At 64.8% G+C, this 22,063-nt stretch carries 19 protein-coding genes; 5 read left to right on the top strand and 14 right to left on the bottom strand.

Annotated elements, in window-relative coordinates:
• Window positions 1-119: 119 nt before the first annotated feature.
• The 7 genes from ACRXBZ_RS35275 to ACRXBZ_RS35250 all read right to left on the bottom strand — a co-directional run bounded on the left by ACRXBZ_RS35275 (window position 120) and on the right by ACRXBZ_RS35250 (window position 6,638).
• Entirely contained in the window at window positions 120-317 is a 198-nt protein-coding gene (locus ACRXBZ_RS35275; RefSeq protein WP_433882752.1) for a hypothetical protein, read from the bottom strand.
• A 68-nt stretch (window positions 318-385) separates the two neighbouring features.
• The gene (locus tag ACRXBZ_RS35270; RefSeq protein ID WP_433882751.1) at window positions 386-865 is read right to left on the bottom strand and encodes a hypothetical protein; all 480 of its coding nucleotides are present in this window, start codon (window positions 863-865) and stop codon (window positions 386-388) included.
• Between the two features lie 393 nt (window positions 866-1,258).
• Complete coding sequence (locus ACRXBZ_RS35265) at window positions 1,259-1,792, bottom strand: NUDIX domain-containing protein (protein ID WP_433882750.1); 534 nt, start codon at window positions 1,790-1,792, stop codon at window positions 1,259-1,261.
• The gene (locus ACRXBZ_RS42205; RefSeq protein ID WP_490885433.1) at window positions 1,789-2,310 is read right to left on the bottom strand and encodes an NsdA family TPR-like regulatory protein; all 522 of its coding nucleotides are present in this window, start codon (window positions 2,308-2,310) and stop codon (window positions 1,789-1,791) included. The genes ACRXBZ_RS35265 and ACRXBZ_RS42205 overlap by 4 nt, the downstream gene beginning before the upstream one ends.
• A gap of 40 nt (window positions 2,311-2,350) precedes the next feature.
• Complete coding sequence (ltrA, locus tag ACRXBZ_RS35260) at window positions 2,351-3,628, bottom strand: group II intron reverse transcriptase/maturase (protein ID WP_433882749.1); 1,278 nt, start codon at window positions 3,626-3,628, stop codon at window positions 2,351-2,353.
• Between the two features lie 841 nt (window positions 3,629-4,469).
• Window positions 4,470-5,687, bottom strand: coding sequence for an IS4 family transposase (locus ACRXBZ_RS35255; RefSeq protein ID WP_433882599.1), 1,218 nt, complete (start codon window positions 5,685-5,687; stop codon window positions 4,470-4,472).
• Window positions 5,688-5,786: 99 nt separating this feature from the next.
• Window positions 5,787-6,638 carry an NsdA family TPR-like regulatory protein gene (locus ACRXBZ_RS35250; RefSeq protein ID WP_490885446.1) on the bottom strand — a complete coding sequence of 284 codons (852 nt, stop codon included), beginning with the start codon at window positions 6,636-6,638 and terminating at the stop codon, window positions 5,787-5,789.
• Window positions 6,639-7,024: 386 nt separating this feature from the next.
• Between ACRXBZ_RS35250 and ACRXBZ_RS35245 the strand changes: the two genes are divergently transcribed.
• Both ACRXBZ_RS35245 and ACRXBZ_RS35240 read left to right on the top strand, forming a co-directional pair.
• Window positions 7,025-7,618, top strand: a complete 594-nt coding sequence (locus tag ACRXBZ_RS35245; protein WP_433882747.1) for a hypothetical protein — start codon at window positions 7,025-7,027, stop codon at window positions 7,616-7,618.
• Window positions 7,619-8,362: 744 nt separating this feature from the next.
• Window positions 8,363-8,707, top strand: a complete 345-nt coding sequence (locus tag ACRXBZ_RS35240) for a hypothetical protein (RefSeq protein WP_433882746.1) — start codon at window positions 8,363-8,365, stop codon at window positions 8,705-8,707.
• A 543-nt stretch (window positions 8,708-9,250) separates the two neighbouring features.
• Here the strand turns inward: ACRXBZ_RS35240 and ACRXBZ_RS35235 are convergent.
• From ACRXBZ_RS35235 to fxlM, 5 genes are all read right to left on the bottom strand, one after another.
• Entirely contained in the window at window positions 9,251-10,294 is a 1,044-nt protein-coding gene (locus ACRXBZ_RS35235; RefSeq protein ID WP_433882745.1) for a thiopeptide-type bacteriocin biosynthesis protein, read from the bottom strand.
• Complete coding sequence (locus ACRXBZ_RS35230) at window positions 10,276-11,514, bottom strand: lanthionine synthetase C family protein (protein ID WP_433882744.1); 1,239 nt, start codon at window positions 11,512-11,514, stop codon at window positions 10,276-10,278. The genes ACRXBZ_RS35235 and ACRXBZ_RS35230 overlap by 19 nt, the downstream gene beginning before the upstream one ends.
• Complete coding sequence (locus tag ACRXBZ_RS35225) at window positions 11,511-14,747, bottom strand: lantibiotic dehydratase (RefSeq protein ID WP_433882743.1); 3,237 nt, start codon at window positions 14,745-14,747, stop codon at window positions 11,511-11,513. The genes ACRXBZ_RS35230 and ACRXBZ_RS35225 overlap by 4 nt, the downstream gene beginning before the upstream one ends.
• 122 nt (window positions 14,748-14,869) lie before the next feature.
• Complete coding sequence (locus ACRXBZ_RS35220) at window positions 14,870-15,082, bottom strand: FxLD family lanthipeptide (RefSeq protein WP_433882742.1); 213 nt, start codon at window positions 15,080-15,082, stop codon at window positions 14,870-14,872.
• Between the two features lie 116 nt (window positions 15,083-15,198).
• Entirely contained in the window at window positions 15,199-16,371 is a 1,173-nt protein-coding gene (fxlM, locus tag ACRXBZ_RS35215) for a methyltransferase, FxLD system (RefSeq protein ID WP_433882741.1), read from the bottom strand.
• A 388-nt stretch (window positions 16,372-16,759) separates the two neighbouring features.
• On the opposite strand from fxlM, the gene ACRXBZ_RS35210 reads away from it, so the two are divergent.
• From ACRXBZ_RS35210 to ACRXBZ_RS35200, 3 genes are read left to right on the top strand one after another with little or no spacing between them, the layout of a single operon-like run.
• Window positions 16,760-17,089, top strand: a complete 330-nt coding sequence (locus ACRXBZ_RS35210; protein ID WP_433882740.1) for a hypothetical protein — start codon at window positions 16,760-16,762, stop codon at window positions 17,087-17,089.
• Window positions 17,070-17,603 carry a DUF6879 family protein gene (locus ACRXBZ_RS35205; RefSeq protein WP_433882739.1) on the top strand — a complete coding sequence of 178 codons (534 nt, stop codon included), beginning with the start codon at window positions 17,070-17,072 and terminating at the stop codon, window positions 17,601-17,603. Before ACRXBZ_RS35210 ends, ACRXBZ_RS35205 begins: the two co-directional genes overlap by 20 nt.
• 16 nt (window positions 17,604-17,619) lie before the next feature.
• Complete coding sequence (locus ACRXBZ_RS35200; protein ID WP_433882738.1) at window positions 17,620-18,486, top strand: helix-turn-helix domain-containing protein; 867 nt, start codon at window positions 17,620-17,622, stop codon at window positions 18,484-18,486.
• Window positions 18,487-19,580: 1,094 nt separating this feature from the next.
• Here ACRXBZ_RS35200 and ACRXBZ_RS35195 read toward each other — a convergent pair.
• Both ACRXBZ_RS35195 and ACRXBZ_RS42200 read right to left on the bottom strand, forming a co-directional pair.
• Window positions 19,581-20,045, bottom strand: coding sequence for a GNAT family N-acetyltransferase (locus tag ACRXBZ_RS35195; protein ID WP_433882737.1), 465 nt, complete (start codon window positions 20,043-20,045; stop codon window positions 19,581-19,583).
• On the bottom strand, window positions 20,042-21,403 hold the full coding sequence (locus tag ACRXBZ_RS42200) for an NsdA family TPR-like regulatory protein (protein WP_490885432.1): 1,362 nt from the start codon (window positions 21,401-21,403) through the stop codon (window positions 20,042-20,044). The genes ACRXBZ_RS35195 and ACRXBZ_RS42200 overlap by 4 nt, the downstream gene beginning before the upstream one ends.
• Window positions 21,404-22,063: the final 660 nt, after the last annotated feature.

The following is a 22,063-nucleotide window of genomic DNA, read 5'->3' as shown; positions in this document are numbered from 1 at the left end:
CTGTGGCTGGTGACTATAACCGATCAGAACACTCACAGTCAGTACAGGCACATTTCGCGCTCGCGGTTGCCTGGGTGGAGGACGTCCTGAGCGTGCCGATCCGTCGTTGCTTCGGAGAGTTACATGGCAGGCTCGGTCAGCGCCGGTTCCAGAGGCGTAGTTCCAGGAATGACCGCCAGCGCTTGCACTGCGTTATGTGTCATGGCGGCACAGGCATAGGCGGTGCCGGCGACCTCGTTCGGGTGCTCGGCGATGGCGGACACGAACGCGGTGGTCAACGTGTCCTGGTCGCCGGCGGACCGGTAGGCGGTCTCCATGACTGCGTTGAGCCCCCATAGGACATCCCGACGTCAGACTGCGGTAGCACTCAGATTCGAGGGCGTGATCATCTGACAGGCCCGGCCAGCCGGCTCAGCAGCCTGATCCTGCCGCACCGCCTACGCGGCGGGTGTTCAGCCTGGAGTACAAGCTGGCGATCGTCGCTGAGTTTGAGAGCGCCCCGAACGGCGAGGGCGACGACGGTCTGCACACCGAACCGGTAGAGCTGCTCGGCGTTGCCGCGGGCGCGCCGTAGCCAGGACCGCACGGTCCCGGCCGGCACACCCAGCCGGGTGGCCACTGATCCAGATCCAGCGCCGGCCCCGGCGGCCACCAGCGCCTCGCCGATCACGCCGAGCGGGTAGGACCGGCCCGCTACTAGGTTGGCGGGGAGCAGGACGAGCGTGGCGCGACATGAGCGGCATCGGTCCCGGTCCAGCCGCACCGTGACCGTGCCCTGGGGGCCGGCGACCGCGCGGTCGCGGGTACGGCCCCATGGTCGAACGAGCAAGAACAGCCTGGTCCAGGCCGCCCGACGACGGGACATCCCTCCGGGAACTCAAGGGTTATCTATTAGCAGCAATGCGCCGGCGCTACCCGACGGAAGATTCCACGTCGTTCGTGACGTCGCCTTCAACGAGGACCACCACCGGGCCCGCACCGGCAACGCACCCCAGAACCTCGCCGTCTTACGCAACACTGCAATCACCCTGCACCGCCAAACCGGAGCCACCGGCATCCAACCCGCCCTCCGCGCCGGCAACCGCAAACCCGAACGACTCCTGGACCTACTACCCGAAACCACCTAAACCGGACAGGTTAACCTTGCACACGCCCTGGAGTGAGGCCCCGCCCTTCATCACATCAGGACTTCAGCAGGCAGCACGCGACGCGTGATCACGTCGAAGTGCCGTTCTCCCGTGTTGAGCGCCAAGTCCCGTTAGGATCGTGTGGTCGTCTCGGAATAGACTGCATGGCCAGCCGAGGCGGCGGCCAAGGCGCGTTGCAATCGATCTGCAACGTCCGGATGCAGTTTCGTCAGAACGGTGTCGACGGGCATGAATTCGAAGGCATCGATCTCGGGATCAGCAATGTGGAGCTGTGCGCGCTGGTTGGCAGTGAGCACGCCGACGAACACGAAAACGAGTTGGTCGTCCCACGGACCGTGTGCGGCTTCCCAGTCGATGATCAGCGGCTGGAGTGGTTCTGGGATTGTCACGTCCGTGCCGAGCTCTTCCCGAAATTCGCGGTCGGCCGTTGCGCTGGGTGGTTCGTTCAGCCGTCCCATGCCGCCAGGCAAGTCCCAGCCCTGCTTGTAGGTCGGGTTGACGATAAGGACGTTGCCATCCTCGTCCCGGACGAGGATTTTGGAGCAGAGGCGCTTGCCCGCTCGCACTTGTTCGGCGTTGCCTGCGCGCCGGTGTTCCCAGGCTGGGGTGCCGGGTTGGGGCTCAGTATCATCGTGCAGGCTCATCGTGTTCCTTCCCTGCGGTACCGAGCCAAGACGTCTGCTACTGCTGGAAGATCAGCGTATGGCGCCAGTGCCTGGCCCAGCTGGTGGAGCTGGTGGTGGACTCGTGCGGAGGTCAGGTTAGGGACCACTCCAACGAGCGTAGCCATCAGGGCGGACGCTTCATCGATCCGGCGGCCTTTCACCAGAACGCGCGCGAGGGCCAGTTCCCCAAATGCCCTGGCCCGGACGCGGTCGCCGCTGCGGACATATAGCACGTAGCGTGCGTGCATTTCCGCGTTTCTGAGGTCCCCGAGTGTCTGGAGGGTCGCGGCCGATTCGGCGGCCAGCGAGGCATCGTCAAACGGTGCCACCCAGTCAGGAAGAGAATCTGTTCCGGCTCGTTCGAGCTCCTTCTCGGAAGTTCGGAGGGCGTCCAGGCTGGCACGAAGGGCTCCGGTCCGGGCAAGGGCGTGAGCGCGCAGGGCATGGAGCCGAGCGGCCAGCGGTGCGACATGAGGTGAGTAGCCGGGCGGGATCACACCGCCCGGCTCTCGCAGAACCGGACTTGAACCTCTCGATTCATCCGGCTCCCATTGCCCAGCCGTCAGGACGTAACCCGAACCGCCAGTGCGCAAACAGACGGGGTGACCGCTTGGCCACCTCGGCGAGCCAGCGCATGGCCCGGCGTTCTCGGCGTTTTAACCGTTTGTATTTCCGGCAGGCCCACCGGACCAAGTGTCTGTTGAGTCTACGGAGGAGGGGATACAACATGGACTTGTAGAAGCGCCCATAATAATTGATCCATCCCTGCACTACGCTGTTGAACATCTGTGCAAGGTCGTCGAGAGACTTGTCACTGCGTTTGGCCCAGTGCCAGGAACGAATTTCCCGTCCCATGGCCTTGACCGCCTCCTTGCTGACCGCGGGCAGGAAGCTCACAAAATGCTTCCCGTGTTTGTTCTTGGCCAGCCGGGGACGAAATGTGTACCCGAGGAATGTGAACGACGTGACCTCATAATCGTCACGCCGGTCAGCGTCCTTGCAGTACACCAGGCGCGTCTTGTCCGGGTGCAATTCCAGACCGACCTGCGCCAACCGGGCCGCGATGGCGTCTCGCACCCAGCGGGCTTGCCGCTGGCTTCCGCAGTGCACGACCGCATCATCACAGTAGCGCTCGAACGGAATGTTCGGAAACTCCCGAGTCATCCACGCATCGAACGCATAGTGCATGAAGAGGTTCGCCAGCAATGGGGAAATCGCCGAACCCTGGGGAGTTCCACGATTCCGCTCGACCAGCGTGCCATCCGGTTGTTGCAGCGGGGCTTGCAGCCACCGCTTAATATACAACAGAATCCACTTCTGGTCGGTGTGATGCTCCACGGCTTTGAGGATGAGGTCCCACGGAACGCTGTCGAAGAAGGCTTTGATGTCCAGGTCGATAACCCAGTCCGCCTTCCAGCAACGTCTGCGACACGCTCCGACCGCGTCCAACGCGGACTTCCCCGGTCGATAACCGTAGGAATCCGGATGGAAGACCGGTTCGACCTTCGGTTCCAGATACATTCTGGCGACCGTTTGAGCGACTCGATCCGCGATCGTCGGCACGCCGAGCAACCGCACTCCCTTTCCGCCAGCCTTGGGGATTTCCACGGCCTTGACCGGAGGAGGAAAATAACTCCCGGACGACATGCGGTTCCAAATACGAAACAGGTGCTTATCGCGGTCCTGTTCGAACTCGGCGATCGACACATCATCCACCCCAGCCGCGCCCTTGTTGGCCTTGACCCTCTGATACGCCTCCCACACAACCCACTTGGAGATATCAAACGGCTTGTCCTGAGACCTCGGTTCGCTCACCCGACTCCTCCCAGCACGGCTGGTTGATCGCCGAACGAACCAGAGCAACCCGTCCCCTTCGCTCCGCCCGCATTACCAGGCTTCATCACTACTACAGGACGGTCCGCCCGCCTGCCCCGCGTCGGTACTCTGCCCCTCGCAGTTTCCGCTGCTTGGGGTTCTCCCTCTCGCCGACCGGTCCAACACCCGGTCGGCCCTATCGGGGCGAGGCGTTCCCACGTTTCGCACTGGAGCCTGAACCGAGCTCGCGCCACCTTTATGCCGGACACCGCCAGGGCAGTAAACAGGTCTCCCCCTGACTTATCCCGGGGCAACAACGGGACCCCGGTTTCGATGTCGTCGCTTCGCTTACGACACTTCCTCAGTGGTTCACTCACGTTCGCCTTCTCGGTTCCCATCTGACGCCATCAAGGACGCCTTTTCCGCAACGCTCACCACCCCGGCTCATTCACCGACGCAGCTTGCGGTGATTTGGGATCTCCGCCTGCACAGCGACCCCGGAGGGCCATACCTCCATCACCAGTGCAACACCGCATCCAAAGAATTCGTCTTCTACACCAAATCCTCCTTCAGCGTTCGTGGCGCACCGTCGTCCGCGAAGCTGGTCCAGGCCCAATGCCACGTAGCTTAAGTTGATCATGCTGCGCGGGGTTGGAGTTTGTAGAGGTGGATGGTGGCCGGTGCGGGGTGGCGGGTGCTTGCGGGCTCGTCGGGTTTTTTGATGCGGTAGTTGTTGTGGCGAGCGCGTTTGACCGCGCGGGGGCAGGTGCGGTGCCGTCGGACGGGGTTGGGCTTGCGGGCGATTTCGGCCAGGATCTCGGGTAGGGCGGTGTTCCAGTCCTCAGGGGGGAAAAGCCGCCGTACCGGTGGCGGTACGGCGGACGAGGCGCAGTGTGCGGGTGAAACTGATCCGGTCTGGGTCGATGTCGGCGGCCTCGGCGGCGCGGGCGATGAGCACGGACAGGGCGTAGTGCACGGTCAGCCAGGCCCAGATTTCCTGGCGGACCAGCTCCGGTAGTCGCGAGCGCAGGATGCGTCCGGGTCCGCGGAGGTGGGTCTTGAGCTGGTCGTTGGCGGTTTCCTCTTCCCACCGGCCGTGGTAAGCGGCGGCCAGTTCATCAGCCCGTGCCTGGGCGGGATCGAGGATCGTGGACAGCAGCACGATCAACTCGCCGGTGCCGTTACCGTCCCGGTCGGGCACGTCATATTCGACCACCCTGACCAGGTGGGCCTCGTCAGGGTCCAGCTCGGTCCCGGCACAGGCAGCGGCGATGATGCGCTCCCGGTGGGCGCCCCGGATTGCCGGGTTGATCACGACCGAGACGTAGGTCCCGTCGGACAAGACCGCCACGACAGGCAGCCGCAGTTGGGTCGGAGCCCGCCACAACAACGCCGCCCCGGTGCGCACCGCGGCGGCCCAGGCGTCGAAGGAGTAGAAATTGCGGTCCGCGGTGAGCAACTCGTCCGGGTGCAGCCGCGGGTAGAGCCGGGCGGCCAGCGTCGCCTCCCCCTGCGACCACGCCCCGACCTCCGCGGCCACAAACGCGTGCGTACCACACTCGGCCAGGGCCACCACCCGCGCTTTCGGGAACGCCGACCGGTTCTTGCCGGACCCGGCGTAGCCGAAGGCCTCCGCGTTGTCCCTGCTGTCCGGCAGATCCACATCGAACCCATCGATCGCCAGCAACCGCCAGTGCCGCAGCCACGCTCCCCGAGTGTCCACTGTGGCCACCGGCTGCGCCACGCCCTCGAAAACATCGGCCAGCACCGCCGAACCCAACCGCTTACGCGCCTGGGTGATCCCACTGGATGTCGGCGCCTGCCACGACGCGTCCCAGCAGCCGAACCGCGACAACGACCCGGTCACCTTCATGGCGACCTCCTCATAGTCATCGTCGGGAAACAAGCACAATCCCATCGTCAGATACGCCACCACATGCGGCGGCAACGTCCCACCCGAACGCTTCGCACCGACACCACGCGCAGCCACCGCCAGGTCAATCACATCCCGCGGCACCGCCGAAACCAGCACACCCAACGACACCTGATCCGGCGCCACCGTCACACCTGAGGTCACGGATCATGATCAGACCACACCACCACCCACGATCACGCCGCCACACCGCGATACCCACAGAAACCCAGCTCAACACCATGATCAACTTAAGCTACGCGGCATTGGGTCCAGGCCTGCTTCGGCGAGCAGGATCGCGTCGGAGGGCTTGCTGGTCTGGATTGCGAGGTGGGCTTGTGCGGCGAAGACGTTGGCGTCCAGCGCCGGGTCGCAGGCAGCGAGGGCGAGCCGCTCCGCACGTTCGAAGTGTGCGTGGGCACGTTGATCCTGTCCCGAGTCGTGCGCCATCCATCCCGCGATTGAGCTCACTGACGCTGCTGCGCTGAACAGCTCCGTTCCGCCGTGATCGACATCGACCAGCCGGCTGGCGATGATGTGGTTGAGATACTGCGTGACGGCCGGGTAGGTGGCCCCGCCCCCGTGCTTGCGGTCAAGTTCCTGAAACTCGTCGATCTTCGCCCGAACTGCCTCGATGGCGCTTGGTGGCCTTGTCGAGAACAGGACCGACGCCTGCGGTTGCGACACGGATTCCGGTACCTGCGGTGAAGGTGAAGCCGCCGCGACTGTGGCTGACCGCGCTGTTCGGAACCACAGCAGCGACTCCGGGATGCCGAGCAAGGTAGCCCAGTTCCGCATCTGCTGGAAGTCGCGGGGCTCGGCGCTGCGTTCGATGACGCTGACCCGACTCTGCACAACACCAAGCCATTCCCCGAGCTGTGGCTGTGTGATCACGGGTGAGAACGCGTGCCGGTACAGCCTAAGCAGGCGGCCGAAGTGTTGATCGCGCGCAGCTTCCCGGACCTCTTCGCAAACCCAGAAGTCGGGGGGAGGATCAGGCGGGGCCACCACGGGCGGATGTTTGCGCTCGCAGGGACTGCAGTACCGGCCATCGTGATCGCGCGCGAGACGGCCACCACACGAATGGCAAGAGCGCATCGGCTTCATTTTTCTGTCCTATATGGTCGCATACCCATGCATACTCTATCGCGCTGAGCTGCACATATCTCTCAGCGAGATACGAATCGCGTTGTGCCTTGGCCAGCGTATCTCTCGGAGAGATCGCCAACGACAGGCCCTGTCAGCAAAGTCAGCGGCGCGACGCCTTCGACACGCCGGTACGTCGAGCCAGCGCCAGAGTGCTGCTTCGCGCAGTACCGGCACCCCCGTTGATGTCGCGAATCCGCCAGGTGAAGGCGCGCTGAACCGCACAAACTGCACGGAGCTGAGCGCCTACACGCGTCTTCAACTGGCTCCTGCGGTCCCGACCCGTCGCCGTCGCGGCCCCCGGGACCGGGTCCGCTCCTTCCGCGAAAGGAACCGAGATGACCGCCATGACGTACCGCTGGACCCACGTGCCGGTGTTCCTCGACGCCGTCAGACACACACTGCGAGGCATCCAGGCACGACCGCTACCGAAGGTCTCGTGTCCAGAAGCATATGAACTCGGTTCGTGCAGCGTGGAGCTATTTGCTGACGAACGCCCGGTGCTGTTTGTCAACGGCACCACAGAAGCTCTCGCACGCGACGGTGCCCGACGCCTCGGATTCAACGATTCCGAAGGGGTCATCACCCCGATCCATCCAGCAGGGGGCGGCGAAATGAAAGCCGCCAGCCCGCCACCGCGCCCCACCCCGCCTGTCTCGGGTAAAAGCTATTGGTGGGCAGCTGTTCCCGACGTAGACCCGGACGAGGTGCACCGGAAGGTCCGGTTGCTCAACGGGTTCGAGGCCTGGCCTTCCTCGGAGAAGGACCGAACCCGCTACCAGCTCGCCCACTCCACGCTAGAGATTCGCAGCGACACCACCGGGGAATGGTTGCTGATTGTGGATCGCACCGACCTAGCGGTGCAGTCCACCGCTGCTCGACTTGACCTCACCGACGTCGTGGCCCTCTACGAACCGGCACGTGCATGTTGATCCGCCGCTTGCGATCTCCGGTGCAGCGATGGCCTGCGGCCTGGGACATCCGCTGGCACCACCCGCTGATCGATCTCAACGAGAGGCTGACCGATGGGACATCTGCCGTTCATCGCAACGCTGCAGCCAAGCTCAGCTCAGCGGCGGCGGGCAACCAAGTCCGGGCACTGCTGCTCCAGCTGGAAAGCCCAGGGCACCGCAGGGTTGGAGTGCATTCACGGATTTCCACTGCTGCAGCGCGACGTATGCGCCGCTGAGCGGCGAGCCAACGAACCGACCCCGGATGCCGCCGCGCCGGAACCGGCCGAGTGTTTGTGCCGATGAGGCAGCCCTTTCGAACTCCGGTGTCGTCTGAATCTCCTCGCCGCTATTCAGTGCCACCAGTAACCCCGCGTGGCATATGGATCGTACGGAACGGCGATCACCGAGTGGTCCACGTGCACCTCGTGTGCACCGCGGAGTCCCCCACCTCGTCACTCGGTATTCACCGGGCGTTGTGCGATCTGCGGCTCGGCGACGATTGGGTTCGCCTCCGCCGTTCGGTTCCATTGCCGAGCTGGTTGTCGGTGTGCCCGCTGTGCTTGGCCAGTCCCAGGATTTCGCTGGACCTGGCCTTGCGCATCGAACGGCATCTCCTCAGCCGCGAACCGCTGACCGCCGCACGGCTGATGGATCGCCAAGACGCCACCGGATTGCTTCCCCGAGTTCCGTTCACCGACAGTCTGATATTCGAGGTCGATCGACATGCTCGTGATGGAGCCCCCGTCATCCGTGCTGGAAGAAGCGCGAGGGCAGCAGCACCACCGTACGCTGCTGCCTCCGGTGTACCTCGGTGACTTCCGCACGGCGCTATACAGAGCGATGCCGAATGTTCGGTACCACAGTTGTTCCGACGACGGCGGGGTCGCGCACATATTCATCACCCACTCCGGAGCTGCCGACTCGTGGGTGGTCTGGTGGCAGCGCGAAGACAGCTCCCACACCGTTGCGGAAGCCGGCCCGTACGCGCTCCGCGACCGCATCAACCAGATCGCTGGCGACTGGTTGATACACATCGCCACCGCCTTGGAGATCGCGCACCTCGCGTGATCCAGGGGCACCAGGCATTCGGTCTCCTGTAACCGAGCACTGATCTCGGCCCGTTCTGTGTCTCCGCGCCACCAGGACGGGTCGCGGCTGGCTGCTGCCCCAACGAAGTGGCAGCAGCCAACCACACCACCAACTACGACCACAAGCCCAAGGGCTGGAACCGTGACTGCACGCCAGCGCAGACACGGTCTCCAGTCTCCCCCAACCGCTGGACGGACTCACCCCATGACCCGAACACACGTCCCAAGACCCACCCGTACGGAGCGCCGTCGTTGAGCGAGCCCGGCACCCAGAATCCATTGGCCGACCAGGCTCATGTGGCAGTTCAGGCTGGGACTGTCCATGGTGGAGTTCACGTCCATGCGCACTTTCCATCACCCTGCGCTTTCAAAGGAACGTAGCCAATAAACAGAACAAGCCATGGGTATGAAACGGAGATCAACACTGGTGGACGAGTGTCTACACACGTCTGGCAGAAGATCAAAGATGTCGATCAGAGGCACGATTGTCCCTTGTTGGGTTCGGTTACGTGCTTTCGGATGATCAGCGCGAGGTCGCTCGTCTGTCCTCTTCGGAGGGTTGGAGGATGGCTGTGGTGGCGGCGTGGGCGAGCGCGTGCTGCGTTGCGGCGTCGAGTCCGAGCCGGTTCCAGTGGAAGATCACGTGGTGGGCCAGGGTCGCTCGGAGTCCGCGATGCAGGCTGGCTTGGTTTGCTGCTGCGGCGAGGGCGTGTCCGGCGTTGTGGAATGCTTTGGCCCATGGCCGGAGCGCGGCTATAGCGCCGTCCGGTCCGAAGATCGGCCCGGCGGGTCGGGTGTCATATGTCAGCAGGGTCCGCAGCTGGCGGCTCAATGTGGTGTGGTGGCCGTGGTCGGTGCTGGTGTGGTTCGGATCGCTGCGCAGGCAGGTGACCCGGTGCCAGACGTCGCCAGCTTCGTACCATTCCAGACCAGCGGCTCGGAAGAGTCCCGTGCACAGCAGTAGGGACAGCTCACGCCGGCCGAGGGGATGTTCATCGGCGCGGAGGTATTCGAGCAGATTAGCGCTGTCGGCGCTGAACAGGTCGTGAGCGATGGCGATCCCCACCGGTCCGCCGAATGCCAGGGCTTCCGGTTCATAATGGGTGGGGCACCACCGGAGGAGATGCCCGGCGTCTACGAGCTGGTCGAACAAGGCCGCAACGGTCGTGGTGGGCGTGTCTGTCTTGTTGGCGAGGTGCGTGCGAAGACGGAGGCGCCAGCAGGGTGCTTTGCGAATAAACCACCACGCGTCCAGCAGTCCGTTCGCGCACCAGCTGCGTAGGTGGGGCTCAAGACAAGTGGCGGCGATGTTTTCGGCGTGTGCCCAGTCGGCGAACTCCAGGTGCGCCTGCCACCAGCCGGCGTCCGCGGTCCGGTCGTAGAGGGCGGTGGCCCCCGCTTGGCAATAGGTCTCCACCGCGTCGTCCAGGTCTGCGGAGGTCAGTCCGTGTTGTGCGGCGGTCTCTGCGAGCGGCGTGCCGGCCAGGACGCTGTGCACAGCAGCGGTCAGGGCATCTGCAGGTACGCCGGCTCTGGTGACCGTGGTGGCTAGTTGATGAGCAGGCATCGGTCCCATCCGGATGTGGTGTTGGAAGCGTGGTTGTCGGTGGCCGCGCTGAGAGCCAGGGCGATGCCTGCGGCGCCGTCGAGGAATCCGTCCTCGGGTGGTCGGCGGTTCGTTGCGTGCTGGATGAGGCGCTGGGCCAGGAACGGCAGGCGATCGGCGAGTGCCGGTGTGTGGGCGTCGGCGGCTGCGCAGGCGGCGGTGTAGTACAGCCCGGCCCAGCCGTGGCAGAGCCCGAGGTCGGTGATCAGGTTCAGTTGCGCGTCATCGGCGAGGCAGCTAGTCAACGCGGTCTCGGCGCTGCGCTGTCGGGTGGTGTCGCCGACGGCGAGCGCGGCGAGTTGTTGAATGCGGGCGATGCCAGGTGTGCCATAACACCACGACGGCCGGCCTGGGACGTGCTCCTCGATTCGTCCGCGGGCGTAGTCTTCGCGGTTGATCCAGTACGGCCACCACGAACCTGTCCCGGTAACCTGACGCCACTGGTCGAAATGGGCGCACAAGGTGCTGATGGCTTCATCCTGGCCGTCGACGGAAATTCCGGCCCGCATGGCGGTTGCGATCAATGCCAGAGGACCGCTGATGCCGTGCGCGAGCCCGAGGTTGGTGTGCCCACCCGGTGTCGGCAACGATGGATCGGGGTCGTGGCCGACCCACCAGCCCGGCAGGGTGTCGCCGCTGACCTGCACTGGTTCGGTCAACCGCACGAGATACCGCAGGACTCGCTCCAAGGCGTCGTTGCCGGGCAGGAAGCTCAGCAGCACCTGGCCGATGCCAGTTAGCCCGCGCAGGAGGTCGTACTCGGCGAACGAGGTCACTTCTTCCCGGTCGATCCGGGCCAGTGCTGCATCGACACGGCGATGGGTCAGCGCGATCAGATGAGCATCGAATTCCTCGATCACGGGCCGGTATTCGGGGATGATTCTTTCCGCAGCGTGCAAGACGAAAGCGATGGCGGGCAGTCCGGCGAAGAGCCCCGCAGCTTCGGCGTTGCTGACCGGTTCGGCGAGTGCCGCCTGTACCCAGTGATGTACCCGCTTCCGTGCGTCTGGATCGTCCTGGTGCGCTTGGTGGATGTGCCACAGCGCGATGCCGGCCGCTCCACGCGCCAACGACTGCGTCTCTCGGCGGCACTCGGTCATGTCCGGTACTTCGAGCGGGCGAGTCAACCGCTTGAGCAGCACGTGTTCGGCGCCGCTACGAAGCTGGGACAGGGAGATCATGGGCGTTCCCGCGAGACAAGTGCTCTGGTGCGCAACGCGATCGCGCGGACGAGGTGATTGGTGGCTTCTTCCTGTTCGGGGTTGACCGCGACCGTGCGGACGAAGTGGTCATGCAGCAGTGCCCGCAGCACGGTCGATGGGTCGCGGTCGAGGTGTGCTCGGTAGTCCACCAGGGCGCTCCGGCGGTGCGCCCACGCGGTGAGCACCGCCGCCTCAGTCGGAGTGTGGTGTGCTCGCGGTTCGTTGGTGGCGTGGCCAAGGCGTTGCGCGAGGTGAAGGGCGTGCTCGCGCAGGCCGCTGTCGTTGCGACCGTGGTGCTGCCCGAGCACGGTGATCAGCCACTCCCATCCCCGGTGGGGCGTCTGGGCAAGCGCGGTCGCTAGGTCGGCCATTGACGCTGCGGCCACCGCCTGGACGGGCACCTGTGCGTTATGAGCCAGGCTGAGCTCGGCCAGCGCAGCGACTGAGTCGGCAGCGAATACCCGCTCTGCCGTCGGAATGTCTGGGCCATACTTGCCGACCTGCACCCATGCTGTGTGGAAGCTGAGCTGGGCAGCGAGTCTGGCGTCCCGCAACTCGTTCGCCCACGCGGCGATCTCGGCTGCGACCGTTGCGTAGTGATCGGCACTGGCCAGCCGCACATCGAGTTGAAGGTAGTGGTCGGCCTCGGGCCGGGTGGTGTCATTGCAACGACGGAACCACACTCGCACCGCGGTGTCCTGGACGCGGTCGTACAACCGCGGCAGATGAGCGGTGAGAATGTCGTCGAACCGTTGGGGATGGCCCTCGACCTGTGCTCTCAGGAGTGACGACGCCCCCGGCGTACCAGGGCTGCAGACGCTGTGGCCGCCGGTTTTTTCGGGCATGGCGCGATCGGCGTGCGCTGTCTGTTGCGGCGGGTGTGAGGGGTGCTGTCCGGATCGCTGCGGGCACGCGGTGAGGGGGACTACGAACTCGCATGCTCGCCCAAGCCATCGGTGGCCGGCGGGCTCGCCCGCTTCGCGTAGCTCCACCGACGTGCTGCTGCTGTGCAGGCGGGCACGTAGCAGGCCGCGTTGGGTGGGGTCGTCGAGGTCGAGTGGCAGGCGCTGCTCGCCCTCGCACATCACCACGTGTGCGGGGACACGCCATCGGTGTCGCCACGCGGCGAAGGCGTCGTGCCAGTCGCGCGGGTTGGCCTTCGGCCCGGGGAGATCTGCAGTGTCCAGGAGCCATCGTGCGGGTGCAAGCACACTTCGCCCGACCCGGATTCTCGGCAGGAATGGCAGAGTTCGGGTAGCGCCGAAGTCGAACGGCCCCCACACCGCGCTGCGCGCTGTGGCCAGCTCGGCGGGGAACCGGACCAAGGGTGGGGTGAACACCGTCGTTTCCAGAGCGTGCGGCACGTGGACCTGGACCTGCTTGCCGGTGGGACGGTGGATCAAGAAGAACTGCGTTGCGCTCGCGGTCACCGCCAGGTCGTCGAGAGCAAGAAGGCCAGGGGTGCTGGCCGAATCGTTCTCGACAGGGCGGTGTTCGGCGATGGGCAGCAGCCAGGGCATCAGGCGCGGGACGCGGGTGACCGCGTCGTTGTGCAACCGGCGAGGTGGGAACGATGCCTGGGCCACCATCACGTCGGGGTCCGACGCAGCGTAGCTACCTGCCAAGCGGTCACGGGCCTGCTCATCAAGCAGGGGTGTGAAGCGGCCAATCATGCTGCAGGAGGCGGGAGGGGCGCCGCTGACCCATAACTGGAACCGTCCGTGCCGCAACGCCTCGGCGGAACAGGTGTGCAGGGTGAAGGCGAGTTCTACCCGCTCGGGAGGGATCAGCTCAGCGTGGTTGCCGACAGTGAGCTGATCAATCAGCTCCTCGGACAAGACGATTTCGGTGCGTCGGTCGAGCACGGCTTCCTGGACGATCCGTTGGAGAGCGGCGTCGCGGTCAGTCAAGGGCCGCACCGGTTGGTCGCGGGCGGCGCCGAGGAATCCCCTGGGATAGCCCAGACCGGCATCGGAGACCAGTTCGCGGATTCCCACGACGGCGCCCGCTCCGTAGCGGTCGCGGAAGCGCTGGTGGTAGTCCCGCCACGCGGCGTTACCAAAAGGACTGCGGGTCAGCCGCAACAACGTGGATGCTGCGGTCTCGGCCTCCCGCAGCACCGTGGCAGGAAGTTCGAGATGACCGTCGACTGCGACATCGACGGCCAGTCGTGGTGGCGTGGTCGGCAGCAGGTCCGGAGCGGCCGTTCCAACGTCGTCGCCTTCGTCAAGGGCGCTGTCGCTTCGTTCCGCGGGGTGAGCGGCGAGGGAAAGCGAGGCAGCGGGATCGCGATCGGGCGCGGACAGGTCATCGTGTCGAGCGCGCAGGGCGTCGCGGACCGCCGCGACCCGCCCCCACTCGCGATCCTGTCCATCTTCCTCGGCGTGCTGCAGGAGAATGTCGAGTTGGGCGGCCAGGTGCTCCACCGGATCGGTACTGGTGGCGGGGGCATGCAGGTTCGTGACGAGAACTTGGTGGTCGATCAACCCGGTCAGCATCGTGGTGATCTGCTCGCGCGAGGCCGCGAAGTCGCGTTCGAGCTTTGTGATCAGCTCGTGCCCGCGTACGGGTTGAGCGGTGGCGGCGAGGACGGCGGCTACCGGGCGGGTGCATTGCAGCGCCAGCTCGACCGCGCCGAGATCCGCGGCGAGCCGTTCCATGGTCTCGCCCACCGGCCCCTGGGGTATGGGTTTGGGCACGACTAACTGGTTCCCACGGTGCACACCCGCGTTGTTGACCATCAGCCAGAGGTTCGCCAGCACGCTGGAGTCGTGCTCTAGGCGGGAGATCACATGGGCAAGCCAGGCCGGATCGACCCGCGGATGGGCCGCGTGGTTCTCGCCGAACTTGACCCGCGCGAAGGGCCCGACCGTGGCAGTGGTGATGCCGGCGAACATGCCGAACGGGGTGGGCCTGCCACGCCACCGCAGCACGTACGAGCACACCGCCATCAGCAGCCGTCGCCACTGCCGACGTTCTAAATGGGCACCGGAGAGGGCAGCAGTAATTCGCTCGCACAAGGCGGGGCTCGCCACGTGCAGCGCCGTGCGCACGGTTTCGCGCTCCCACATTCGCGCCAGCCATGCGCGGCCGATCGTCTCGGCGCCGTCTGCGGTGTGTAGGTCCATCCTGGGCAGACACAGTCCGCCGGGATCGGTGCTGGCGCGCACCACTACCAATCCGGCGTGGCGGAAGTGCCGTGGTACTGCCATGTGCGTAGACCTCCTCGCGGGATTTCCGCATCAGCAACGGCGTCGACGTGGAGCGAAAAGGGGCGGGTGCGTTGACGCCGTGTGTCGGGGAAGGGGCGTCAACGCACCCGGGTTTGCAATGATCAGGAGGGGTTGTTGGCCTGGCTGTTGCAGGCGCTGGTCGAGCATGTCTGGCCGCAGCCGTCACTGGTGTCGCAGGTCAACTTCGCCAACGGGTACGCGGCCTCAATCACCTGGAAGTTAAGGGTGAAATCCTCGGCGGTCGTGCCGGCGCCGAGGCCGACCGTCGTGTCGGGAGTCGCGGGGCGGGGCAACGTTTTGGTATTGTTAAGCATATTCTGGTTCTTTCTTTGTCGGTTTGCTTGAAAGACCTGGCCATGACCACTGACCCACCCGGGTCAGGCAGTCGGCGGCAGCCAGGAGATCGAGATGCGGGTGTGACGCTTGTCGATCACGGCCGTAGTGGTGGCCCCGGTCGTCCGCCAGCCTCGGGCAGGTGAATCAGGTCATCTGGGGTGTCTTGAGGCCAGATGGTGATTTCAGGAGCGGGTCCGTGCCGATAGTGGTCGTGCCAGGTGCGGATCTGCTCGGACAGTGCCTCCGCTGCGGCATGGCCATGGGGGCCGAAGCCGTGCGCACCCATCTCAAACACACCCGGCCGCACCCGACGGCTGGCGAGGTAGGCGAACGAATCACCGTGGTAAACGTGGGCGTACGGGAACCATCGACCACCCTCGACAGCCATGACCGGACCACCATCCGACGGGACGTAGTCGCTGTCGACGGACAACAGACAGAACCCGGGCAACGCGGTGGCCAGCCACAGGGGCAACGAGTCGAAAGACTCTTTTCCACCGACGGTCGCTCCCGACCATGTGTCTGCGCGGTCGTTCGCCAGCACACCGTCGAGCTGGTGCGGACCGGATGGATAGGTGTCGTCGTCGAAACGCAGCGCGATCCGATCCCCGTGCAACAGCAGCATCCGCTCCTGATGCGCACCTTCGCCTTGGATCTTCACGAAGCCACAGACTTCGGCCGAATCCGACACCAGATGATCACCTGCGCGTCGCAAGCTCAACGAACGTGTGATCCCGCGCATCCGCAGTGGAACGACGAGCCGTCCCCCGTCGATCAGCTGCTCGAACCATGCGGGCGGAATATCCCAGCAGCCCACGGTCACCAGGATTACGTCGAATGGGCTGCCGTCGGGAAGCCCCTCCTCGGCGTCGCCGAGGACGACGCGAACGCGGGAGTAGCCGGCTGTGTCCAGGAACTTGCGCGCCCGGCGTGTGATCTCGGGGTCGATGTCCATCGTCGTCACGCTGCCGGACTCGCCGACCAGTTCCGCCAGCATCGCGGCGTTGACGCCGCCCGAGCCAACTTCCAGCACCCGCATTCCTGGCTGAACGCTGGCCTGTTCCAACATGAAGGCCTGGATCTGTGGTGCGCTGATCGAGCTGACCGCAGCCCCATGCTCGTCCCACTTCGTCTTCACCGCGGTCGTCGCCGCATACACCTCGTCCAACGGCACCCCCGGCGCGAAGGCATGGCGATCGACCTTGCGGAAGACCGCCGCGACTCGATCGGAGCGGACAGCATTCAGGTCCCGCAGTTGTTCAATCATCGCGTCCCTGGCCCTCTTCACGTGTTCCGGAGCCGGGGAATCACTTTCGGCTGAGGACAGGGAATCCGCGGTCTTCTTGTCGTTGCCGCCTGCGTCCACCTGGCTGTTCGTCCAATCTCGTGCTCGACGTTTGCTGATGCGATGTGGCGCCGGTCCGCAATGCAGATGTCATGTCGCGCTTGATTCAGCGCGCTATCGGTCGTGGTGAAGCGGATCAGCACGGTGATGATCACGCTAGAGCCGAGGGCTGCGCCGGGGCCAGAAGTTTGCTTGAGTTTGCTCGAAGATACCCTTTCCGTGCGGGCGGTTGTTGACTGATTGTTACTGGTGAGACCACTATCTACGTGGCCAAGCAAACTCGCGCACCTCACTGGTGGAAGGGGTAGCCATGCAGCTAACGTTCCTCGGCACAGAGACACAGGGTGGAGGCTCGCCGACCTTGTACGCCACCGACCGCGGCACCTACGTGGTGCAGGGATGGAAGGTCGAGGGACACCCAACATGGATCGAGATTCCCCACCGCCTGCTGGGACACGTCGAGAAGGGGAAATGCTTGGGCACCCATCTCGACGACACCGGTCGCGGGAGCTTCCTCCTCTACGGCGAGCTCGTGACCGACGCCGAGGCGTTGGCGCAGATGGACATCCCCGGGCACGAAACCTGCATCGAGGTCCCGACGAAGAAGGAGGTTTGGGTCAGTGGAACTACTACAGGGTGACGCGTTCGATGCGCTCTTCCGCGATTTCAAGCGCGACGCGTTCCACCTTGAAGTCCAGGACACCTACACCACGCCAGAAGAGTCGGGGCCGTTTCACCTGTTCCTCACCGGTGAGCACGACGACTTCGAGTGGTTTCAGCCGTGGTTGAACCTAGTTCGTAACGCGACCAGTACGGGTCGCGTAGTCCGGAGAGCGCGAGTGGTTACGGTTCCACACGGCGATTACACGCGGTGGGGTCTCAACGTCGCCGAGCACAACATCGCGGCTGGCGAGGATGTCCGATGGCTTCCACGTCACCTGATCAGTCCAGACACGTTGTCGGCAGACGACTTCTGGCTCTTCGATAACAACTTCGTGGTGTTCACGGTGTTCGAGCCAGGCGGCCGGTTCGCCGGCGGCGCAGCCACCACCGACCCGGTCATCGTGAATCATTGTCGCACCGTGCGCGACCAGGTATGGCAGGTCGCGATGCCACACCATCGGTATCTGGAGACCAAGCACGTCACGGCCTAACGAGGACTGCAATCCCGTGACGAACTCTCTCCACCAAGCGCGCCATGCTCTCGGTCAGCAGCTGCGAGACCTCCGCAAGGACGCGCAGCTGACTGGCCGGGGCCTGGCCACGCTTGCTGGCTGGCACAGCTCGAAAGTCTCAAAAATCGAGTACGGCAAGCAAACCCCCACCGAAGAAGACATCCGGGCATGGTGCCAGCACACCTCAGCCGAGAGCCAGATCCCCGACCTCATCGCCGCTGTGCGCAACATCGAGTCGATGTACGTGGAATGGCGGCGCATGCTCAGTGTCGGCACCCGGCGTCGTCAGACCGCTTCGCGGAGACTTGAAGCCGGGACCAAGCTGATGCGCTGGTACGAGCCCGTACTCATTCCAGGAATCCTGCACACTGCCGAATACGCCCGTGAAGTCATGCGTCACGTGATCGAATTCTACGAGGTGCCTGACGACCTCGAAGACGGCGTCGCGGAGCGCATGGAACGTCAGACGATCCTGTATCGCGGTGATCATCGTTTTCACTTCGTCCTGGCGCAGCAGGCGTTGACGACGACGGTGGGCGGGTCTGACGTCATGATCGGCCAGCTTGATCGGCTCTTAGCCGTCACGTCATTGCCACGGGTAGTGTTCGGCATCATCCCGAACAATGCCGAATACCGAACACCCACCAACCAGTTCATCATCTTCGATAACCGGCTGGTTCATGTCGAAACGATCTCTGCCGAGCTGAGCATCAGTCAGCCCCGAGAAGTCGCCCTCTACAGCAAAGCCTTCCGTCGGCTCGCTGAACAGGCAGTGACAGGATCGGCTGCACGGAACCTCATCACCAGTGCGCTAAAGCACTTCCAGGAGCAGCAAGACGAGGAAGGACCGTCGACGCCATGAAGGCCCGCACATCCGAGGCCTCCGGCTCTCCACCACAAGCAGGCGTCCGCGGCAGGGGAAGAGCCCGCTGAACTCTCGAACTCCATCGAACTACGCATTCGACGACGTAAAATGATCGACAGACTGGTACGGCTGGAGGGCCCGCCAGCGTTACGATAGCGTCGAACTAGCACTTGGCGATGCCGTCCCGGTTCCAGCCTCGGTGAAGACCGGCTCGATGCCCGCCCAGCCAGTGCGCCGAAGGATGCACATACCACCTTCCCCACGCGTGATCTCCGGAGCCAGGCCCTCAGCCCGGCCTTCACGCTCGATCAGTCCAATGAGGTCTCTGACCTGTCCTGGCTTTAGGCCGATCGATGCCCGCCCGCGCCCCGGATCATGCGGCTCTGATGGCACACTACGGGCGCTGGACCCGCCGACTGGCACAAGCCAGCCTTGCCGGGCTGGACCGTTCGTGATCTGGCCGCGCACGTTCTCGGTGACTGCTACGGGCGCCCCTTCCGCGACCGCGATGGCCACCAGGACGGGCCCGCCTTCGCCGCGGGGCGAGACGCTGGAGGCGTTCATCCACCGCAAGCCGCACTCACCGACACGCTGGACCTGGTCGGTGTCCAGGTCGCCTGCTTCTTCCGAGCCCACCAACCCCAGCACGGGGTTTCTAGGATGTCTCACCGTGATGTCACCCAAGATCAGTCTCAGTTTCGTGGGGCACCTCCCGCACGATCCCAGCGAGGCCGCATGGTGCTGCACCACGCAGGCGCCCGGCGCGTACTTCTCCTCGACCACCCCCAGAACGCGACGCAATCACCACTGATCTCCCAGAAGTGGGTGGACCGTCTCCTGGTATTGACCTGTGATCCCGGCACGCCGGGCTGTCGCCGCCGCGAATGGTCAGGGTGCCGATCGCGCCCATGAGCGACCTGCGGCCCAGGTCGAACGGGTCGGCGAAGATCGTCTTCACCTCTGCTGACTGGTGAACTCATCAGTGTCGTGACACCAGGCCAGGCCGGGAGCCAACACCCATGAAAAATCACGCCCGGGCGATTCCACAGGACAAATCGAGCTCGACGTCAAGGAACCGTTCCTTGCCTTGGTTAGCCGATCGGTTTCTCCTTGGCGACGTTGACCTCTGTGCGCCCAGGAACGTAGCTGTCGATCGTTGCGTATCCGCTGGAGTCGTAGAGGCCGATCGCGCTTGTGTTTCGGATGCCGGTTTCGAGCCGGATCCTCTTCGCCCCGATCAACTCCGGATCTGCAGCGAACTTCTCCAGATCGGCCAGGATTCTGCGGCCGATGCCGCTCCCGCGTTGGTCGGGGCGAACGAACATCTTGCGCACCTCGGCGACACCGGGGGCAAAGGTACGGATCCCCCCGCAGCCGACAGGCTCCTTATCGAGGTAGGCGAGCAGGAAGACACCGTGGGGTGGCATGAATTCGGCGATGACGGCCTCGGCGGGGTCGGCATGCCCGTACAGCTCGATCTGCTCAGTGTGGAGTGCCTGGAGCAGCATCTGTGCAGGTGCGCTGTCGGGACTGGCGGGCTCGATGGTGATCGTCACGTGCCTAACCCTGCCTCAGCAAGTGCCGAAATGGCAGTGTTGGCCCAGTCATTGCGGCGGTGACGTTCGAACGCCTTGCGGAGTTGTCGCAGTAGTGCGTGACAACGACCGGAATCGACGACGGCGAGCCGTTGCCCGGCGGTAACCGTGGCTTCGGCTGCCTCTTCGAGCTCGGCGCGCGCGAGGTGCGCCAGTGCGAGATAGGCGCCGTGCAGGGTAGCGCTGCGTTGGTGGGTGACGTCACGACCGGACGCGGCGAGCGGCCTAAGCGCAGCGGTGGCTTCACCGTGCAGACGGCGACTCCGTGCAGAGCCCTTGCCAGCGAGCAGGACCAGTGCTTGCCCGATCTCCGCATCGAGCTGGGCGCCGGAGTAGTAATACAGGTGAGTTGGTCCATTGGGATCGTGGCCGCGGTCCAGCAGGGAGCGGGCCTCCTCCGCCGCACGGCGGTGACGGAGCTCGTCACCTGCGGCGGCGTAAGCGGTCGCGAGACGCCCAGCGGCACGTGACCGCACGAGCAGCGGCCGACCGCGCGCTAGCAGGGCCGCGTGCTCGGCAAGCTGCACTGCCTCCCGTTCCTGCCCGCTGCAAGCGCAGATGTAGGCAAGCATGCCAAGCATGTTGATCACAGCGTCCTGGTCGCCGGCCTCGGCCGCGGCACGCAGGCCCCGGAAATACGCGTGCTGCGCAGCAACAGCGAAGCCGGCATCGAAGTTCAGCCACCCGTACAGCTGCGCCAGCTGCGCGGCGGCCTCCAGCAGCGCTTGCCGTTCGCCCGGGGTATAGCGAAGCGAGCCGTCCCGCAGCAGCGCCACGGGAACACGTAGCTGCTCCTTCACCAGACGCAGCGCGACCGGACTCCCCCCGTGCCTGTCGTCCATCTCCCGTAGTTGGGATGTCATGGTCTGCAGGACAGCAAGCTGCTGGCATGGCTCTATCCACGCACTGGTCAAGGCATGGGGTACCGGGGCTGGACGAATCGCGTCGAGTGCGGTCGCTGTCAACGTGAGTCCGCTGACTTCGGGCCAGGAACGGCGCTGGGCAAGTTCATGCAGGAGCTCAGAGACAGCACACGATTGCACGTCCAAAGCGTCGTGATCACGAGTCGCGCTGCTGGCAGTCAACCAAAGATCGTCCTCGGTGATCGTGCGGCCAAGCCGATCGCCTAGTGCGCGAGCCGCCGCCGCGCGCACCACACCAGATCGCGGGCATCGGCTGTCATCACGAATCCACCCCACTGGGGTGCGATCGGAGATGCGATCGTCGGTGTGGCCATCCGCAGCCAGGATGCGGTTGATCGCCGCTGCCCAGCGACCCGGCGTCCATCCCGCCTCTTTCCACACGTCGCTCACAGACATGATGCGATCACCATACGCCACCTGGCCTGTGGTTGTTCGGATTGTTCGGGTTTACGGCCTGCCACGGCGGTCAAGTTCGGTTGTTCGGGTTCAGCCGGGAAAAGTTCGGATTGTTCGGGTTGCGGAACGTTCCCGGTCCACCGCTCATGGCAGGAACCTGTGTAGGTCAACGACACCTGACGTCCAGATCGATCTCAACGAGAGGCTGACCGATGGGACATCTGCCGTTCATCGCAACGCTGCAGCCAAGCTCAGCTCAGCGGCGGCGGGCAACCAAGTCCGGGCACTGCTGCTCCAGCTGGAAAGCCCAGGGCACCGCAGGGTTGGAGTGCATTCACGGATTTCCCCTGCTCCAGCACGACGTATGCGCCGCCGAGCGGCGAGCCAAACGGATCCCGGCGCCAGAGGCCGCCGAGCCGGAACCGGCCGAGCGTGTGTGACGATGCGCCAGCCCTTTCGACCGCCGGTGCCCTCTGAATCTCCGCACCGCTATTCAGTGCCACCAGTAACCCCGCGCGGCATATGGATCGCGCGGCACAGCGATCACCGAGTGGTCCACGTGCACCTCGTGTGCACCGCGGAGTCCCCCACCTCACCACTCGGTATTCACCGGACGTTGTGCGATCTGCGGCTCGGCGACGATTGGGTTCGCCTCCGCCG

It is taken from the genome of Saccharopolyspora hattusasensis, from assembly GCF_050972075.1.
In the GTDB taxonomy this organism is placed as follows: domain Bacteria; phylum Actinomycetota; class Actinomycetes; order Mycobacteriales; family Pseudonocardiaceae; genus Saccharopolyspora; species Saccharopolyspora hattusasensis.
This window is presented reverse-complemented; position numbering and strand designations above follow the sequence as displayed.

What these genes read in the sequence shown, in the direction of transcription:
- ACRXBZ_RS35275 (WP_433882752.1), bottom strand. Translation starts at nt 317, where the DNA reads ATGGAGACCGCCTACCGGTCCGCCGGCGACCAGGACACGTTGACCACC.
- ACRXBZ_RS35270 (WP_433882751.1), bottom strand. Translation starts at nt 865, where the DNA reads ATGTCCCGTCGTCGGGCGGCCTGGACCAGGCTGTTCTTGCTCGTTCGA.
- ACRXBZ_RS35265 (WP_433882750.1), bottom strand. Translation starts at nt 1,792, where the DNA reads ATGAGCCTGCACGATGATACTGAGCCCCAACCCGGCACCCCAGCCTGG.
- ACRXBZ_RS35250 (WP_490885446.1), bottom strand. Translation starts at nt 6,638, where the DNA reads ATGCGCTCTTGCCATTCGTGTGGTGGCCGTCTCGCGCGCGATCACGAT.
- ACRXBZ_RS35245 (WP_433882747.1), top strand. Translation starts at nt 7,025, where the DNA reads ATGACCGCCATGACGTACCGCTGGACCCACGTGCCGGTGTTCCTCGAC.
- ACRXBZ_RS35240 (WP_433882746.1), top strand. Translation starts at nt 8,363, where the DNA reads ATGCTCGTGATGGAGCCCCCGTCATCCGTGCTGGAAGAAGCGCGAGGG.
- ACRXBZ_RS35235 (WP_433882745.1), bottom strand. Translation starts at nt 10,294, where the DNA reads ATGCCTGCTCATCAACTAGCCACCACGGTCACCAGAGCCGGCGTACCT.
- ACRXBZ_RS35230 (WP_433882744.1), bottom strand. Translation starts at nt 11,514, where the DNA reads ATGATCTCCCTGTCCCAGCTTCGTAGCGGCGCCGAACACGTGCTGCTC.
- ACRXBZ_RS35225 (WP_433882743.1), bottom strand. Translation starts at nt 14,747, where the DNA reads ATGGCAGTACCACGGCACTTCCGCCACGCCGGATTGGTAGTGGTGCGC.
- ACRXBZ_RS35220 (WP_433882742.1), bottom strand. Translation starts at nt 15,082, where the DNA reads ATGCTTAACAATACCAAAACGTTGCCCCGCCCCGCGACTCCCGACACG.
- fxlM (WP_433882741.1), bottom strand. Translation starts at nt 16,371, where the DNA reads ATGATTGAACAACTGCGGGACCTGAATGCTGTCCGCTCCGATCGAGTC.
- ACRXBZ_RS35210 (WP_433882740.1), top strand. Translation starts at nt 16,760, where the DNA reads ATGCAGCTAACGTTCCTCGGCACAGAGACACAGGGTGGAGGCTCGCCG.
- ACRXBZ_RS42200 (WP_490885432.1), bottom strand. Translation starts at nt 21,403, where the DNA reads ATGTCTGTGAGCGACGTGTGGAAAGAGGCGGGATGGACGCCGGGTCGC.